The sequence below is a fragment of the Microbacterium sp. SCN 69-37 genome, assembly GCF_001724435.1.
GTDB classification, from domain to species: Bacteria; Actinomycetota; Actinomycetes; order Actinomycetales; family Microbacteriaceae; genus Microbacterium; species Microbacterium laevaniformans.
This window is the reverse complement of the sequence record NZ_MEEL01000054.1, coordinates 1-16132: the sequence shown is the minus strand read 5'-3', so window position 1 is coordinate 16132 and position 16132 is coordinate 1. Positions and strand designations below refer to the sequence as shown.

The following is a 16132-nucleotide window of genomic DNA, read 5'->3' as shown; positions in this document are numbered from 1 at the left end:
CCGATAGCTCAGTGGCAGAGCACTTCCATGGTAAGGAAGGGGTCGTCAGTTCAATCCTGACTCGGGGCTCGCAGCATCCACATCTCGCCGTGTGGGTGCGGCGCGGCGGGGTAGCTCAGTTGGTGAGAGCGCACGACTCATAATCGTGAGGTCGCGGGTTCAAGCCCCGCTCCCGCTACCACACTCGTTTTCCTCGAACAGATGACCTTGAGATCAGGGTCCAGGTGTTGGGAAGAAGCGTCGGAGATGTCTCCGGCGCTTTTCTTGTTGGTTGCGGCAGAGAGCGCCGCGCGGCGTCGACCGCGTCCCAGGTCGGCGGTTCGCCCCTCTCCTGGTGCTCAGCGTGCGAGGAGCGTGGTCTGAATCTTCTCGGAGACGGCTTCGCGCAGCGGCCGCACGGCCTCGGCGTCCCAGGCATCCGGATTGGGGAAGGACCACTCCAAGACGTCGCCGCGTGGCGTCGATGGCAGATCGAGGCCGGGCTTCATCAGCACCACGACGTCCGCCTGATCGATGTCGCTCACGGTGACGGCACGCGGCACCCGGTCGGTGATGTCGATGCCCAGCTCGGCAACCGTCGCGGTGACGGCGGGGTTCACTTCGCCCGCCGGCGACAGTCCCGCCGACGTCGCGGTGAACCGGTCGCCGGCCAGATGCTCCAGGAGCGCAGCGCCGAGTTGGGAGCGGCCGGCATTGTGCTGGCAGATGAACAGGACGGTCGGAGTGGTGTTGGTCACGGGTTCTCTTTCTGGGAAGTGTCAGGTGGCGGCGAGTCGGGGGGCGAGTTCGGTGATGCGGCGCTCCAGCTCGTCGTAGGCGGTGTCGAAGGCGTCGTCGGTGCCGACGCGGACCGGGTCGGGGATGGACCAGTGCAGGTGCCCGGCCACCCCGAGTTCTTCGTGCGCGTTGTCGCACACGGTGACCACGAAGTCCGAGTCGGTCAGCACGGCGCCCAATGCCCGTGGTGGCTCTTGCGGCAGGTCGAGATCGTGACGATTGGCTGTCGCGATCGCGCCGACTGCGATCTGTTCAGCGGGGCGCGTGCCCCCGGACGTGGCGGGGATGCTGCTGTGGGTCGCCCACAGCGCGGCGGCGAGTTGCGACCGCGCCGAGTTCGCCGTGCAGACGAAGACCACGCGGCTTGCGCCTTCGGTTCGGCCAGGGGTGAGGCCCACGAGGGCGTTGTCCGTGAGGTGTATGTAGCTGCGTCGCTTGTCCGCCTCGGAGCGCGATCGGGCGACCATGCCCGCAGACTCCAGCACGTTCAGGTGATGAGTCACGAGATTTCCCGCGATGCCCAGGGTCGTCCGAATCTCTGACGGCGACAGATCGCCGAGCGTCAGAAGGTCGACGATCCGCAGCCGGGACGGGTCGCTCAAAGCGGCGTGCCGAGCAGCGCGCGCCTCCACCGTGTCAGTTCGTTCAGTGTTCATTGGTTCAATCTTGACTGTTATATCGCGTGTGCGTCAAGATGAGCCGACATGAAAACGATCACCCGCTCCAACCCCTCCGCGACTCGGCCACACGTGCTGCGTCGCGTCGCCGCCGAGTTCGTCGGGACGGGGCTGCTCGTCACCGTCGTGGTCGGGTCAGGGATCGCCGCCCAGCGGCTCTCGCCGGGCGATGTGGGGTTGCAGCTTCTCGAGAACAGCGTGGCCACGGCGCTCGGCCTGACGGTGCTGATCCTCATGCTCGGCCCGGTGTCGGGAGCGCACTTCAACCCCGTGGTGTCACTGGCGGACTGGCTGGCCGGCCGCCGCGAGGGAGCCGGCCTGCCGCTGCGCGATGTCGCCCCGTACCTGGCGGCGCAGGTTCTCGGCGGCGCGGCCGGCACCCTCCTGGCCGGCGTGATGTTCGACGCCGCGCCCGCGCTGTCGGGACACGACCGCGCGACCGGCGGGCATCTGGTCGGCGAACTGGTCGCTACCGCCGGGCTCGTGCTGCTGGTCTTCGCGCTCGCCCGCGCAGGGAACGGATCGGTGACCGCGGCTGCGGTCGGCGCCTACATCGGTGCCGCGTACTGGTTCACCAGCTCCACATCGTTCGCCAACCCCGCTGTGACCATCGCCCGCATGTTCACCGACACGTTCGCCGGAATCGCCCCCGCCTCCGTGGCACCGTTCATCCTCGCCCAGCTCGTCGGTGGCGCCCTTGGGCTCGCGATGCTGCTCGTCTTCTACCCGACCGCTGCACGCACCGCGGGAGACGTCGTGGTGCCCACGCAACCCGAAACCACGTCCTGAAAGGCACCCTCATGCACCTCGTAGCGATCGGCGGAAGTGACGCCGGCATCTCCACAGCCCTGCGCGCCCGCGAACTCGACCCCTCGGTCGACGTCACCGTCGTCGTGGCCGACTCCTACCCGAACTTCTCCATCTGCGGCATCCCCTACTACTTCTCCCGCGAAGTGCAGCCCTGGCAGTCCCTCGCCCACCGCACGCACGCCGACCTCGAAGCCACCGGCATGAACCTGCGTCTGAACACCCTCGCCACCGGTATCGACGTCGACGGTCGCACGCTCACGGTCCGGGACGCGGCCGGTACGGAGTCGACGATCGCGTATGACGAACTCATGGTCGGCACTGGCGCATCCCCGTCCACCGCCGGCATCGCCGGCCTCGACCGGTTCGGCCCCGACGACGGCGTGCACCTGCTGCACTCGATGGGCGACACCTTTGCCTTGGAGCGATACCTCGACGAGCACCAGCCCGAAACCGCAATCATCGTCGGGGCTGGCTACGTCGGCCTCGAAATGGCCGAGGCTCTCACCGTCCGGGGCCTGCGCGTCACCCAGCTCCAGCGAGGCCCCGAGGTGCTCTCCACCCTCGACCCCGAACTCGGCTCGCTCGTCCACGATGAACTCACCCGCCACGGCGTCGAGGTCGTGACCGGGACGCGTATCCAATCCGTCACGCGCGACGGCGGCCGCCTCACCGTGACCGGCACCCGCGATGCTCACGCATTCTCCCGAAGCGCCGACCTCGTGCTCGTGGTCGTCGGTGTGCGCCCCAACACCAGCCTGCTCACCGCAGCCGGCGCGACCACGGGCGCGGGCGGTGCCGTCGTCGTGGACGAGCACATGCGCACCGGCCTGCCGAACGTCTGGGCAGCCGGAGATGGCGTGGTCACCCGCCACCGCCTCCTCGGCGTTACGTACCTGCCCCTCGGCACCACCGCCCACAAGCAGGGCCGCGTCGCCGGCGAGAACGCCATTGGCGGCAACGCGCGGTTCGCGGGCAGCCTCGGCACACAGGTCGTGAAGGTGTTCGAGGTCGTCGCCGCTCGCACCGGCCTCCGCGACGACGAAGCCCTCGCGGCGGGCTACGCTGCGCAGAGCCACACCGCGATCGCGGATGACCACAAGCGCTACTACCCCGGAGCGACGCCGATCAGCATCCGCATCACCGGCGACACTCGGGACGGACGCCTTCTCGGCGCTCAGCTCGTCGGCACGCGAGGAGCGGAGATCTCCAAACGCGTCGACACCTACGCCACTGCCCTGCACCACGGCATGACCGTCGGCGGAATGAGCGACCTCGACCTCTCGTACACGCCGCCGCTCGGCTCGCCCTGGGACGCGGTACAAGTGGCCGCTCAAGCGTGGGAGCACGAGGTCCGCGTGGTCGCGGCCGGCGTCTGATTCTCGAGAACTCACCTGACCTGCCCGGCATCCGATGGCGGGAACGCGTGTCGGCGTCCGGCGATAGCATGAACCCGTTCCCACCCGGCCCGTAGACGGAGCCCTTCATGCTCGGAAAACTCCTCGTCCGATATCTCTGGACGTACAAGTGGTGGCTGCTGGGCGTGCTCGTCTTCCAGTTCGCCTCGGCGATGGCGTCTCTCTACCTGCCGCGCCTGAACGCCGACATCATCGACAAGGGTGTCGCCGCGGGCGATACCGCCTACATCTGGTCGCGCGGCGGCTTCATGCTGCTCATCGCGCTGGGGCAGATCGTCGCCTCGGTCATCGCGACGTTCTTCGCCGCGCGCGCCGCGATGAGCGCCGGACGCGACATCCGCCGCGACGTCTACGACAAGGTCAGCGGCTTCTCCGAGCGTGAAGTCTCGTCGTTCGGGGCGGGAACGCTCATCACTCGCAACACCAACGACGTCCAGCAGGTGCAGATGCTCGCGATGATGGGCGCCACGATGCTGGTCACCGCGCCGCTGCTGGGCATCGGCGGCGTCATCATGGCCGTCCAGCAGGATGCCGCGCTCAGCTGGCTCATCGCCGTCGCGGTGCCGACGCTGCTCGTGATCGCCGGTTTCATCATCAGCCGCATGGTGCCGTTGTTCCGCGAGTATCAGGGCAAGCTCGACGGCGTCAACCGCGTCATGCGCGAGCAGCTCACCGGCGTGCGCGTCGTCCGCGCGTTCGTGCGTGAACGCATCGAAGAGGCCCGGTTCCGCGTCGCGAACACCGACATCATGGTCGTCGGACGCAAGGTCGGCTCGCTGTTCGTGCTCATGTTCCCGCTGGCGATGCTGGTGCTCAACCTCACCGTCGTCGGCGTCATCTGGTTCGGCGGCATCCAGGTGGATGCCGGTGACGTGCAGATCGGCACCCTCTTCGCCTTCATGCAGTACGTCGGTCAGATCCTCATGGGCGTGCTCATGGCGACGTTCATGACGATCATGATCCCGCGCGCCGCGGTCTCCGCAGATCGCATCGGAGAGGTGCTCGACTCGACCGATGCGCTGCACCGCCCGGCGCGACCGGTCACGCAGTTCCCCGATCTCGGCGCCGTCGAGTTCGACGACGTCACCTTCAGCTACCCCGGCGCCGAGGCGCCCGTCCTCGAGAACATCTCGTTCCGCGCCGCCCCCGGCCAGACCGTCGCCATCGTCGGATCGACCGGTTCGGGCAAGACGACGCTCGTCTCCCTCATCCCGCGACTGTTCGACGTGACCGGCGGCACCGTGCGCGTCGGCGGCGTCGACGTGCGCGAGGCCGACCTCGACGAGATGTGGCGGGGCATCGGCTACGTCCCGCAGCGCGCGTTCCTGTTCACGGGCACGGTCGCCAGCAACCTCCGCTTCGGACGCGAGGACGCGACCGACGACGAGCTGTGGCAGGCGCTCGAGATCGCCCAGGGGCGCGATTTCGTCGCCGAGATGGACGGCGGCCTCGATGCGCGCATCGCGCAGGGCGGCACCAACGTCTCGGGTGGTCAGCGCCAGCGCCTGTCGATCGCTCGCGCCATCGTGCACCGCCCGCACGTGCTCGTGTTCGACGACTCGTTCTCGGCGCTCGACGTCACGACCGATGCCCGGCTACGCCAAGCTCTCTGGCGCGCGCTTCCCGAGGTGACCAAGATCGTCGTCGCCCAGCGCATCTCGACCATCGCGGATGCCGACGTCATCGTCGTCCTCGACGACGGGCGCATGGTCGGCATCGGCACGCACGAGGAGCTTCTCGCCGCAAACGACACGTACCGAGAAATCGTCGAATCGCAGTTGGGAGTGGACGCATGAGCGCGCCGAACACCGCCGCCCTCTCCGAAGAGGAGCGCGAAGAACTCGAGCTCGCCGAACAGGCGCGGCTCAACTCCGGATCCTGGGATTCCGTCGCCCCCGGCAAGGCCGCCAACTTCGGTCGCAGCTTCGTGCGGATGATCGGCCTGCTCGCCCCGTACAAGTGGGCATTCGGGTTCGTCTCGGTCCTCGGCGCGGTCGGCGTCGTCCTCGCCGTGATCGCACCGAAGGTTCTCGGTGAGGCGACCAACATCCTCTTCGAGGGCGTCGTCTCGGCATCCCTCGCTGCGCAGTTCCCCGCGGGGACGAGCCAAACCCAGGTCGTCGACGCCCTGCGCTCCGCGGGGCAGAACGACATCGCCAACATCGTCTCCGCGATGCACGACTTTCAGGTCGGCGCCGGCGTCGACTTCGAGCGTCTGAAGTCGGTGCTCGTCGCTGTTCTCGCGATCTACGTCGTGTCGGCCGTGCTCACCTGGCTGCAGGGCTACGTCATCAACGTGATCATGGTGCGCACCATGTGGCGCCTGCGGGAGTCGGTCGAGGCGAAGATCAACCGTCTGCCCCTGTCGTACTTCGACCGGGTGCAGCGGGGCGAGCTCATCTCGCGCGTCACGAACGACATCGACAACATCACCCAGACCATGCAGCAGTCGTTGTCGACCGCCGTCACGAACGTGCTGACGGTCGTCGGTGTGCTCATCATGATGTTCTCGATCTCGTGGCAACTCGCGATCGTCGCCCTCATCGCCCTGCCGCTGATGGGCGTCATCTTCGGAGTCATCGGCCCGAAGTCGCAGAAGGCCTTCGCGACGCAATGGCGCAAGGTCGGCCGGCTCAACGCACGCGTCGAGGAGTCGTTCTCCGGTCACGCGCTCGTGCGCGTGTACGGCCGCGAGAAGGATTCGCGGGAGAAGTTCCAGCAGGAGAACGAAGAGCTCTACCGGGCCGCGTTCAAAGCCCAGTTCCTGTCGGGCCTGATGATGCCGGCGATGATGTTCATCGGAAATCTCTCCTACGTCGGCATCGCCGTGCTCGGCGGTCTGATGGTGGCCTCCGGCCAGCTGCGGCTCGGTGACGTGCAGGCGTTCATCCAGTACTCGCAGCAGTTCACCCAGCCGCTGTCGGAGCTCGGCGGCATGGCCGCCGTCGTGCAGTCCGGAACGGCCTCGGCCGAACGTGTCTTCGAACTCCTCGACCAGGACGAGCAGGAGCCCGATGCCGCCGACGCGCCCGCCGTGCGCGAGGGACGCGGCGTGATCGAGTTCCAGAACGTCGCGTTCTCGTACAGCCCCGACAAGCCCCTCATCCGCGACCTGTCCTTCCGCGTCGAACCAGGCCAGACCGTCGCGATCGTCGGGCCCACCGGGGCCGGAAAGACGACCCTGGTCAACCTCCTGATGCGCTTCTACGAGCTCGACGGGGGCCGCATCCTGCTCGACGGACAGGACATCTCCGAGCTCACCCGCGACGATGTGCGTTCGCGCACCGGCATGGTGCTCCAGGATCCATGGCTGTTCGCCGGAACGATCCGCGAGAACATCCGGTACGGCAACGAGCAGGCCTCCGACCTCGAGATCGTCGAAGCCGCTGTCGCGACCCGGGTCGACCGCTTCGTCCACTCCCTTCCCGACGGGTACGACACCGTGCTCGACGAGGACGCCGCCAACGTCTCGGCGGGGGAGAAGCAGCTCATCACGATCGCGCGTGCGTTCGTCGCCGAGCCGAGCGTGCTCATCCTGGATGAGGCGACGAGCTCGGTCGACACCCGCACCGAGCTGCTGCTGCAGCACGCGATGTCGGCGTTGCGCGAAGGACGCACGTCCTTCGTCATCGCGCACCGCTTGTCGACGATTCGCGACGCCGACCTCATCCTCGTGATGGAGCACGGCGACATCGTCGAGAAGGGCAGCCACGACGAGTTGATCGCCGCGGAAGGCGCCTACTGGCGCCTCTACCGCTCGCAGTTCGAGCAGGCCGCCGCCGGCGCCGACGACCCGACCCCCGAGGCCGGCGGCGGGAACGACGCGTGAGCGGCGGTGCGCCCGCGACGCCCGCCCGGCGTCGCGACCTTACCTTCGTGCTGGCTTGCATCGGGGTCGGCCTTGCCGCCGGTCTGCTGTCGGGGCTGTTCGGCGTCGGCGGCGGCACGGTCATCGTGCCGATGCTGGTGCTCCTGCTGCGCTTCGACCAGCGGCTCGCGGCGGGCACGTCGCTGGCGGCCATCGTGCCCACGGCATCCGTCGGCGTCGTCTCCTACGCGATCCACGGGTCCGTCGCCTGGATCCCCGCGCTCATCCTCGCCGCCGGAGCCGTCGTCGGCGCGCAGATCGGTTCGTGGCTGCTCGCCCGCATCCCGCAGAACGCGCTGCGCTGGGGATTCGTGGGCTTCCTCGTCATCGTGATCGTGATGCTGTTCATCGTCGTCCCCTCGCGCGATGCCGCGCTCGAGCTCACGGTCGCATCCGGCATCGGCTTGGCGGTGCTGGGGCTGTTCACGGGCGTGATGGCGGGGTTGCTGGGTGTCGGCGGCGGGGTCATCGTCGTTCCCGCGCTCATCTTCCTCTTCGGTACGAGCGACCTCATCGCGAAGGGAACCTCGCTGCTCATGATGATCCCGACCGCCATCTCGGGCACCGTGGGCAACGTCAAGCGCCGCAACGTCGACCTGGTCGCCGCCGCGCTCGTCGGCGTCGCGGCGTGCACCACGACGGCTCTCGGCGCCTGGATTGCCACGCTGCTGCCGCCCCTGGTCGCCAACATCCTCTTCGCGTGCTTCCTCACCTTCATCGCCGCGCAGATGGCGGCGCGGGCCATCCGCGCTCGTCGCGCGCGCTGACGCGTTCATCCGTCCCGAACCATCGCCACGGCGGGTTTGATGCGGCGCCTGCGGACGGACGAGCGGGCAGCGCCGTCGATAGGATCGAGTGGTGTCAGTGAATCCTGAGCTGGTGGGTCGTGTCTTCCCGCCGACCGCTTCCTATCTCGTGGGCCGCGAAAAGGTGCGCGAATTCGCGCGGGCCGTCTTCGCCGACGCCCCCCAGCACCTCGACCCCGCCGCCGCTCAGGCGCTGGGTTACCGCGACGTCGTCGCACCGCCCACCTTCGCGATGGTCGTCCAAGACCTCACGATGCAGCAGCTGCTGGCCGTCGAGGACTCCGGCATCGCTCTGGAACGTACCGTGCACGCCGAGCAGCGCTTCCACTACAGCCGTCCCATCGTCGCCGGAGACGAGCTCACCGCGCAGCTCAGCATCACCGGCATCCGCCCGTTCGGCGCCGGAGCGATGGTGACCAGCGCGGCGGAGATCACCGACGCCGACGGCGCCCACGTCGTCACCGCGACATCCGTTCTGCTCATCGGAGGCGAGGTCTCATGACATCCGCAGCCCTGGAGGTCGGCACCGTCGTCGCCGAGCGCACCGTGCACCTGACCCGTGAGTCGCTGGTGCGCTACGCGGGCGCATCGGGTGACTTCAACCCCATTCACTATCGCGACGACGTCGCCGAACGCGTCGGTCTGCCCGGCGTGCTCGCGCACGGCATGCTGACGATGGGCCTCGCCGTCGAGACCATCGTCGAGTGGCTCGGCGACGCCGGACGCATCGTCGACTACGGCGTGCGCTTCACGCGTCCCGTCGTGGTGGATGCCGAGGGTGGTGCCGACCTCTTCGTCTCGGCCAAAGTCGGCGCCCTCGACGACGAGGCCGCCCGCATCGACCTCACCGTCACGTTCGGCGACACGACCGTGCTCGGCAAGGCGCAGGTGCGCGTGCGCCACCAGTCCTGATGGCCGAGATCACGCCGGTCCCGCTCGCCGACCTGACGACCCTGCGTGTCGGCGGCACGCCCCTGCGCATGGTCGAGGCCCGCACCCGCGACGAGCTCATCTCGGCGCTGCAGGAGGCGTGGTCGCAGGGGGAGCCGTGGCTCGTGCTCGGCGGCGGCTCGAACCTGCTCGCCGGTGACGAGCCCTTCGACGGCACCGTCGTGCTGGTGCGCACCTCCGGCATCCAGCGTGTCGAGGGCGCTCGGGAGGGTCACGTCCGCCTGCGCGTCGAAGCCGGTCACAACTGGGACGCCCTCGTCGAGTACACGGCCGCGGCCGGGCTGGCCGGCATCGAGGCCATGAGCGGCATCCCCGGCTCTGCCGGTGCGGCGCCCATTCAGAACGTCGGCGCATACGGGCAGGAGATCGTCGAGACGCTCGTCGAGGTCGAACTGCTCGACGAGGCCACCGGCGAGGTGGAGACCGTCTCGGCCGACGCACTCGGCTTGGGCTTTCGCACGTCGGTGCTCAAGCAGCACTACGGTCGGGGCGCCGAACGCTCCGGCGTCATCGTCTCGATCACCCTCGAACTGCAGGACGTCGGTGCCGGCGACATTCCCGTGCGCGGCGCTCAGCTGCGTCAGGCGCTGCGCCTGGCTCCGGATGCCGCGGTGTCGCTCCGGTGGATCCGCGAGACGGTCCTGGCGACACGCGCCGCCAAGGGCATGGTGCCCGATGACGCCGACCCCGACACCCACAGCGCCGGGTCGTTCTTCCAGAACGCGATCGTCTCGGCATCCTTCGCGCGCGCCCTCCCGCCCGAGTGCCCTCGTTGGCCGATGGCCGTGGAGATCGAACCGGTCACCGTCATCCCCCTGGCCGCCTTCGACGGTGTCGTGCCTCCGCCGGTCTCTGTGCAGCCGGATGTCAAGGTCAGTGCAGCCTGGCTGATCGAGCACTCGGGTCTCGGCAAGGGCTTCCGGCTGCCGCGCTCACGGGCGGGATTGTCGACGAAACACGCGCTTGCTCTCACGAACCGCGGCGGAGCGACGGCCGGCGAGGTCGCGGAACTCGCGCGTTACATCCAGCACCGTGTGCAGTCCGAGTTCGGTCTGCTGCTGCAGCCCGAACCGGTTCTGGTGGGCGTCGAGCTGTAGGGCTCCCGCGCTGCGTCAGCCTTCGTGCGTCTCGACGTCGCCGTGGCGGCGCGGTCCCGGCGCGGCCTCTGCCGGCTCGGGTCGCGGCACTTCCCGCAGGAACGGGACGAGCGGCATGAGCATGCGCACCCAGACGATGCGGGCCGCTGGAAAGACGCCCAGCGCCCACCCCACCGATGCGAGCGCGTCGGTGGGGTAGTGCACGCCGAGGATCGCGACGGAGAACACGACCACGACGACGGCGATCGTGCCGAGCACGATCGCAGGCCGGTGCCAACGTGTGCCCTTCAGCATGAGCACCAGGGCGAGCACCAGCGCGGTGACGAAGGCGACGTGTCCGCTGGGATACGACGGATCGACCGGCATCTGCGCCACCGGGTGCGGCAGCAGGGTCGCGTCCGGACGCGACCGACCGACCGCGATCTTGACGATGTCGGACGGGATCCAGGTCAGCGCAATCGTGCCGGCGAAGGCGATCGCCAGCGCCAGTCGCCCGCTCAATGCCCACACGATGGAGGTGACGATCACGGTGATGACGATCGCCGGCACAGGAGAGAACAGGTCGTACACGAGGGCGGTGACCTGGCCGAGGCCGTTGATGTGCCAGCCGTTCATCGCCCGTGACAGATCCGCGTCGATGGGCGCGGCGCGCAGAGCCAGTCCGGCGCTGATGAGGAACACGATCGTCGCCAGCCCGACGACCAGCTTGGTCGCCGGGTGCTCTGACGGGGCGAGCAGCGCGTTGCGGCGGCGGCGCGATCTGCGCGACGCCACGAGGAGGGAGGATGTCGACGGGCGCATGGAGTCCGATCGTTCTCCGTCCAGCTATGTGCTGTCTGAGTGTGCGGAGGTCGCGGATCAGTCGAGGCCGAACAGCTTCTGCAGGCGCTGGACGCCCTCCAGCAGCTGGTCGTCACCGAGCGCGTAGGACAGGCGCAGGTATCCCGACGGGCCGAACGCCTCGCCGGGAACGACGGCGACCTCGGCCTGGTCGAGGATGAGGTCGGCGAGCTCGAGCGAAGTGTCGACCCGGGTGCCATTCCACTCCCGTCCGAGGAGGCCGGTGACGTCGGGATAGACGTAGAACGCGCCGAGCGGGTTGGGCACCGTCACGCCCGGGATCTTGGCGAGCTCCGACACGATCAGCCGGCGCCGACGGTCGAAGGCCTGACGCATCTCCTCGGCTTCGGTCTGCGGTCCGGTGAGGGCGGCCAGCGCCGCGCGCTGAGCGACGTTGTTGACGTTCGAGCTCAGGTGCGACTGGAGGTTGCCGGCGAGCTTGATCGCATCGGCCGGGCCGACCATCCAGCCCACCCGCCAGCCGGTCATCGCGTAGGTCTTGGCGACGCCGTTGACCAGGATCGTCTGTCCGGCGAGCTCCGGCACTGCGTCGACGATCGACACGGCCCGTGCGCCTTCGTAGACGAGGTTCTGATAGATCTCGTCGCTGACCACCCAAATGCCGTGCGCAAGCGCCCACTCGCCGATCGCCTTCGTCTCCTCCGGCGTGTAGACCGAGCCGGTCGGGTTGGAGGGCGACACGAACACGAGCACCGTCGTCCTGTCGGTGCGGGCGGCCTCGAGCTGGTCCACGGTGACCTTGTAGTCCTGGTCGGCGCCGGCGAAGACCTCGACCGGGACGCCGTCGGCCAGCGCGATCGCCTCGGGGTAGGTGGTCCAGTACGGCGCCGGCAGCAGCACCTCGTCGCCGGGGTTCACGACGGCTTGGAAGGCCTGGTAGACGGCCTGCTTGCCACCGTTGGTGACGATGATCTGCGACGCGGTGACCTCCAGGCCCGAGTCGCGCAGTGTCTTCGCGGCGATCGCCTCGCGCAGCACGGGGAGGCCAGCGGCGGGCGTGTAGCGGTAGTTCGCGGGGTCGTGGAGGGCGTGCGCGGCGGCATCCACGATGAACTGCGGCGTCGCGAAGTCGGGCTCGCCGGCCGCATAGGAGATCACGGGGCGGCCGGCCGCCTGCAGGGCCTTCGCCTTCGCATCGACCTTGAGGGTCGCGGACTCGGCGATGGCGGACAGCTTGCGGGACAGGGGAGCGCGTTCGGTCACAGGCAAAAGCGTAGTGGTCCCGGCCGCCGGCGGCACGGACCGCGCTCGCACGGAACGACTCTCGGCGTGCGCTAACGTGACGACGTGACCGGAGACGCCCGCGCTCGCCCGCCTCTCCGCCTCTCCGGTCTGTGGGGGCTGGTGCGTCTGGGCCTTGCCACCCTCTGCGTCGGCATCGCGACGGGCCTGGCGGTACTGCTGCTCGTCTGGATCGTCCACTCCGTGGAGCACCTGGTCTGGGGAAGCGCCGAGGGGCCGTTCCTCGATGGGCTCGCCCTGCCATCGCCCTGGTGGCTGCCGATCGTCAGCCTGAGCGCCGCCGGCGTGATCGCGGCCCTCGGCTGGTACCTGCTCCGCCGGTTCGGGCGGCGCATCGCGAGCGTCGAAGAAGGAGTTGCCGGAAAGCGGATGCCGGCACTGGAAACCCTTGCCGACACCGTGATCCAGGTGACCTCTGTCGGCCTCGGCGCCTCGATCGGCAAAGAGGTGGCGCCTCGAGAGCTGTCGGCGATGGCGGGCTCGAAGCTCGTCGGCTGGTTCCGCATCGACGCACGCTGGTCGATGATCCTCGTCGCCTCCGCCGCCGGCGCGGGCCTGGCCGCTGTCTACAACGTTCCGCTGGCCGGGGCGCTGTTCGCGATCGAGATCCTCCTCGCGCGCTTCAGCGCGGGCGCCGCCGTCGTCGCCCTCTCGGTGAGTGCGATCGCCACAGTCGTCGCTCGTCCTCTCGTCGCCGACGACGCGCTGTACCACGTCGCGCCCGTCGCCGTCACGCCGTCCCTTCTCGTCGCCGCCGTGTTGATCGGGCCTCTGATGGGCTGGGGGGCGACGAGCTTCTCCGCGGTCACCGCCCGCCTGTCGCGGCGCCGCCCCACCGGGTGGAAGCTGCTGATCGTCCTGCCCCTCACGTTCGCCGCGGTCGGCGTGCTCGGCGCGTTCTTCCCGCTCATCCTCGGCAACGGACGCGCCCTCGCGACCGCCGGCTTCGATCTCGCTCAGCCCGCCTACCTGCTGCTGGCGCTGGCCGTGATGAAGTACGTGGCCACGTCGGTCTCGCTCGGGTCCGGTGCGATCGGCGGCACACTGCAGCCGTCGGTGGCGATCGGCGCGGCGCTGGGCGCTGCGGCCGCGGCCGGGTGGGCGTTCATCTGGCCCGGTGCCGACGGCACGGCACTGGCCATCGTCGCGGCGGGGGCGTTCCTTGCCGCCAACATGCGCGCGCCCTTCACGGCGATCGCGCTGATCATCGAGTTCACCGGGACGGGTTTCACCCTGCTGCTGCCGATCTTCCTCGCGGTCGCGGGCTCGCTCGCGGCATCCCGCCTCACGACGGGTGGCGGTCTGCGCCGCTTCGCACCAATCGATCCCGGTCGGGAGTGAGCGTCAGCTCGGCCAGGTCGACAGCATGCGGTCGAGGCCGGCGATCATCCTGGCGAAGCTCTGCGACATGCTGACCGGAAGGGCGAAGCCGCCACCGTTCTCGAGTGCGCAGAACCCGTGCAGGGCGGCGCGCAGAGCACGTGTGGCGTCGATCAGCTGGTCGTCGGCGATGTCGTAGCCGCGCAGCGTCGCCGAGACGACCTGCTGCACCTCCGCCGCGGCGGCGGCATGCGCCTCCTCGCGCGCCTCACCGGGCAGGGGTGCGCGCTGGGTGGCCGCATACCGTCCTGGATGCCGCAACGCGTACCCCCGATAGGCGTGCGCAAGACTGTCCAGTGCCGCCGTGCGGGACACGCCGACAGCCGCGGCCCGCAGCTCCCGCGCGAGCTCATGCGTCGCCTCGGTGGCCGCGGCCGAGCGCAGCACCTCGAGCGAGGCGATGTGCTTGTAGAGGCTCGGCACCTTCACCCCGGCGCGGCCGGCGATCTCGGCGAGGGTGAGGCCGTCGACGCCGAGCTCGTCGATCGTCTCCAACGCCAGCGTCACCACGGCATCGCGGGTGAGGCCGGCCCTAGGCACCGGCCACCTCGCGACAGAACGCGACCAGGGCGGGACCGACCTGGTCGGGCTGCTCGGCCTGCGGGTAGTGTCCGGCGCCCTCCACGAGCACCACGCGGGCGCGCAGGTGCTCGCCGATCCACGCCGCCTCACCGCTCGGGTCGCTAAAGTCGGGGTCGGCTGTGCCCATGATGACCAGTGCCGGTGCCGACACCTCGAGAATCCGCTCCTCGGCGAGGCTGTGGTCGGTGCGCGTCGTGCGCGCGAACGCGGCTGCGGCGCCCGGGCGGGACATCGCGTTGCGGATCGCCGTGCGGTGCTCCGCGAAGTCGGCAGGCCGGCTGCCGGGGTAGAGCTGGGGCAGGTAGGCAAGCCAGGCCGCGCGGGCCCACGGCCGGAGCATCAGCAGGCGGAACGTTGCGGCGGCGAACGGGTTGGTCCGCGCGTTGCGGACGAACGGGCCGAGCAGGCACAGCCCGCTGACGGCGTCGGACTCCTCGGCGGCCGCCCAGACGGCCGCTCCGGCGGCCATCGAGTTGCCGACGACGACGGCGGGGCCGCCGAGGTGTGCGATGAGCGCGAGGATGTCGGTGCCGGCCGCGACGTCGTCGTACGCCGAGAACGTGGCATCCGACTCACCATGACCGCGCAGGTCCATGACGGCGACGCGGAAGCCGGCCTCACGCAGAGCGGGCACCGTGTAGCGGTAGCTCGCGGCGATCTCGCCCATGCCGGGGACGCACACCACGAGCGGACCGTCACCGGTCACGCGGTACGCGATGCGGCCTTCCGGCCGATCGAGGTGATGGACATCCAGCCGGGCGAAAGCAGCTGAAGGAGACGATGTGGTTGTCATAGCCATAAAGCTAATGGCATTAGCTAACTCTGTCAACGTCCTTCCTGCAGCGCATGACAGCGGGGGTGGATGCCGCGGCATCCACCCCCACTGTGCGACGCGGAGCGTCAGTCGGTCAGGTAGTCGGCGTAGGCCCCGAGCGTCAGGAACGTCGGGAAGTCCTCACCGAGGGCGACGTCGCGGAAGATCGCCGCCGCGTCGTCGAAGCGGTCGCCGTCCTGGCGCGGGACCTCGGCCAGGACCTGCGCGATGAGGCCCTCGATGTACTCGCGCGTGATGCGCGTGCCGTCGTCCGTCGTGCGGTCCTGGTGGATCCACTGCCACACCTGGCTACGGCTGATCTCGGCGGTCGCGGCATCCTCCATGAGGTTGTCGATCGCGACGGCGCCGAGACCCCGCAGCCATGCCTCGATGTAGCGGATCGCCACTGACACGTTGCCGTACACGCCCGCCGCCGTGACCGGCAGCCCGATGTGCACGTCGATGAGCTGCGACGCCTGGACGTTCACCTCCGGGCGCTGGCGGTCGATCTGGTTCGGACGCTCGCCGAGCACCGCGTCGAACTCCGCCTGGGCCACCGGGATCAGGTCGGGGTGAGCCACCCAGGTCCCGTCGAAGCCGTCGCCGGCCTCGCGCTTCTTGTCGGCGGCGACCTTTTCGAACGCCTGCGCCGTCACCTCGGGGTCGCGTCGGTTGGGGATGAAGGCGCTCATGCCGCCGATCGCGAAGGCTCCGCGCTTGTGGCACGTCTTCACGAGCAGCTCCGTGTAGGCCCGCATGAACGGCACCGTCATCGTGACCTGGCTGCGGTCGGGCAGCACGAACCGCGCGCCGCGGCCGCGGTAGTTCTTGATCATCGAGAAGATGTAGTCC

At 69.3% G+C, this 16132-nt stretch carries 15 protein-coding genes, 1 tRNA gene and 1 pseudogene; 10 read left to right on the top strand and 7 right to left on the bottom strand.

The features are described 5' to 3' along the window. The first annotated feature begins 104 nt into the window (after positions 1–104). Positions 105–181, top strand: a tRNA-Met gene (locus ABS64_RS13805). A 157-nt stretch (positions 182–338) separates the two neighbouring features. On the opposite strand, the gene ABS64_RS13800 is transcribed toward ABS64_RS13805, so the two are convergent. Together ABS64_RS13800 and ABS64_RS13795 are read right to left on the bottom strand one after the other, a co-directional pair. Further along, entirely contained in the window at positions 339–737 is a 399-nt protein-coding gene (locus tag ABS64_RS13800; RefSeq protein ID WP_005049890.1) for a low molecular weight phosphatase family protein, read from the bottom strand. Between the two features lie 21 nt (positions 738–758). Continuing rightward, positions 759–1433, bottom strand: a complete 675-nt coding sequence (locus ABS64_RS13795; protein ID WP_292684266.1) for a helix-turn-helix domain-containing protein — start codon at positions 1431–1433, stop codon at positions 759–761. A 48-nt stretch (positions 1434–1481) separates the two neighbouring features. Here ABS64_RS13795 and ABS64_RS13790 point away from each other — a divergent pair, with 48 nt between their 5' ends. From ABS64_RS13790 to ABS64_RS13755, 8 genes are all read left to right on the top strand, one after another. Then, the gene (locus tag ABS64_RS13790) at positions 1482–2243 is read left to right on the top strand and encodes an MIP/aquaporin family protein (RefSeq protein WP_005049897.1); all 762 of its coding nucleotides are present in this window, start codon (positions 1482–1484) and stop codon (positions 2241–2243) included. Between the two features lie 11 nt (positions 2244–2254). Continuing rightward, positions 2255–3640, top strand: coding sequence for an FAD-dependent oxidoreductase (locus tag ABS64_RS13785; RefSeq protein ID WP_292684263.1), 1386 nt, complete (start codon positions 2255–2257; stop codon positions 3638–3640). Positions 3641–3747: 107 nt separating this feature from the next. Beyond that, the gene (locus ABS64_RS13780) at positions 3748–5475 is read left to right on the top strand and encodes an ABC transporter ATP-binding protein (protein ID WP_292684261.1); all 1728 of its coding nucleotides are present in this window, start codon (positions 3748–3750) and stop codon (positions 5473–5475) included. After that, on the top strand, positions 5472–7508 hold the full coding sequence (locus ABS64_RS13775; RefSeq protein ID WP_292684259.1) for an ABC transporter ATP-binding protein: 2037 nt from the start codon (positions 5472–5474) through the stop codon (positions 7506–7508). The genes ABS64_RS13780 and ABS64_RS13775 overlap by 4 nt, the downstream gene beginning before the upstream one ends. Further along, the gene (locus ABS64_RS13770) at positions 7505–8314 is read left to right on the top strand and encodes a sulfite exporter TauE/SafE family protein (protein WP_271171080.1); all 810 of its coding nucleotides are present in this window, start codon (positions 7505–7507) and stop codon (positions 8312–8314) included. Before ABS64_RS13775 ends, ABS64_RS13770 begins: the two co-directional genes overlap by 4 nt. Positions 8315–8405: 91 nt before the next feature. Beyond that, positions 8406–8855 carry a MaoC family dehydratase N-terminal domain-containing protein gene (locus ABS64_RS13765; protein WP_036287359.1) on the top strand — a complete coding sequence of 150 codons (450 nt, stop codon included), beginning with the start codon at positions 8406–8408 and terminating at the stop codon, positions 8853–8855. Next, on the top strand, positions 8852–9265 hold the full coding sequence (locus ABS64_RS13760; RefSeq protein ID WP_036287357.1) for a MaoC/PaaZ C-terminal domain-containing protein: 414 nt from the start codon (positions 8852–8854) through the stop codon (positions 9263–9265). Before ABS64_RS13765 ends, ABS64_RS13760 begins: the two co-directional genes overlap by 4 nt. After that, positions 9265–10401, top strand: coding sequence for a UDP-N-acetylmuramate dehydrogenase (locus ABS64_RS13755; RefSeq protein WP_292684254.1), 1137 nt, complete (start codon positions 9265–9267; stop codon positions 10399–10401). The genes ABS64_RS13760 and ABS64_RS13755 overlap by 1 nt, the downstream gene beginning before the upstream one ends. Positions 10402–10416: 15 nt before the next feature. Here ABS64_RS13755 and ABS64_RS13750 read toward each other — a convergent pair whose 3' ends face one another. Together ABS64_RS13750 and ABS64_RS13745 are read right to left on the bottom strand one after the other, a co-directional pair. Continuing rightward, entirely contained in the window at positions 10417–11202 is a 786-nt protein-coding gene (locus tag ABS64_RS13750) for a phosphatase PAP2 family protein (RefSeq protein WP_292684252.1), read from the bottom strand. Between the two features lie 57 nt (positions 11203–11259). Beyond that, the gene (locus ABS64_RS13745; RefSeq protein WP_292684250.1) at positions 11260–12465 is read right to left on the bottom strand and encodes a pyridoxal phosphate-dependent aminotransferase; all 1206 of its coding nucleotides are present in this window, start codon (positions 12463–12465) and stop codon (positions 11260–11262) included. A gap of 84 nt (positions 12466–12549) precedes the next feature. On the opposite strand from ABS64_RS13745, the gene ABS64_RS13740 reads away from it, so the two are divergent. Beyond that, on the top strand, positions 12550–13845 hold the full coding sequence (locus tag ABS64_RS13740; protein WP_292684248.1) for a chloride channel protein: 1296 nt from the start codon (positions 12550–12552) through the stop codon (positions 13843–13845). Positions 13846–13848: 3 nt separating this feature from the next. Here ABS64_RS13740 and ABS64_RS13735 read toward each other — a convergent pair whose 3' ends face one another. The 3 genes and pseudogenes from ABS64_RS13735 to ABS64_RS13725 form a co-directional block, all read right to left on the bottom strand. After that, positions 13849–14424, bottom strand: coding sequence for a TetR/AcrR family transcriptional regulator (locus ABS64_RS13735; protein WP_005049922.1), 576 nt, complete (start codon positions 14422–14424; stop codon positions 13849–13851). Then, the gene (locus ABS64_RS13730) at positions 14417–15259 is read right to left on the bottom strand and encodes an alpha/beta hydrolase (RefSeq protein WP_292684245.1); all 843 of its coding nucleotides are present in this window, start codon (positions 15257–15259) and stop codon (positions 14417–14419) included. The genes ABS64_RS13735 and ABS64_RS13730 overlap by 8 nt, the downstream gene beginning before the upstream one ends. A gap of 107 nt (positions 15260–15366) precedes the next feature. Continuing rightward, positions 15367–16132, bottom strand: a pseudogene (locus ABS64_RS13725) (malate synthase A); the annotation flags it as partial.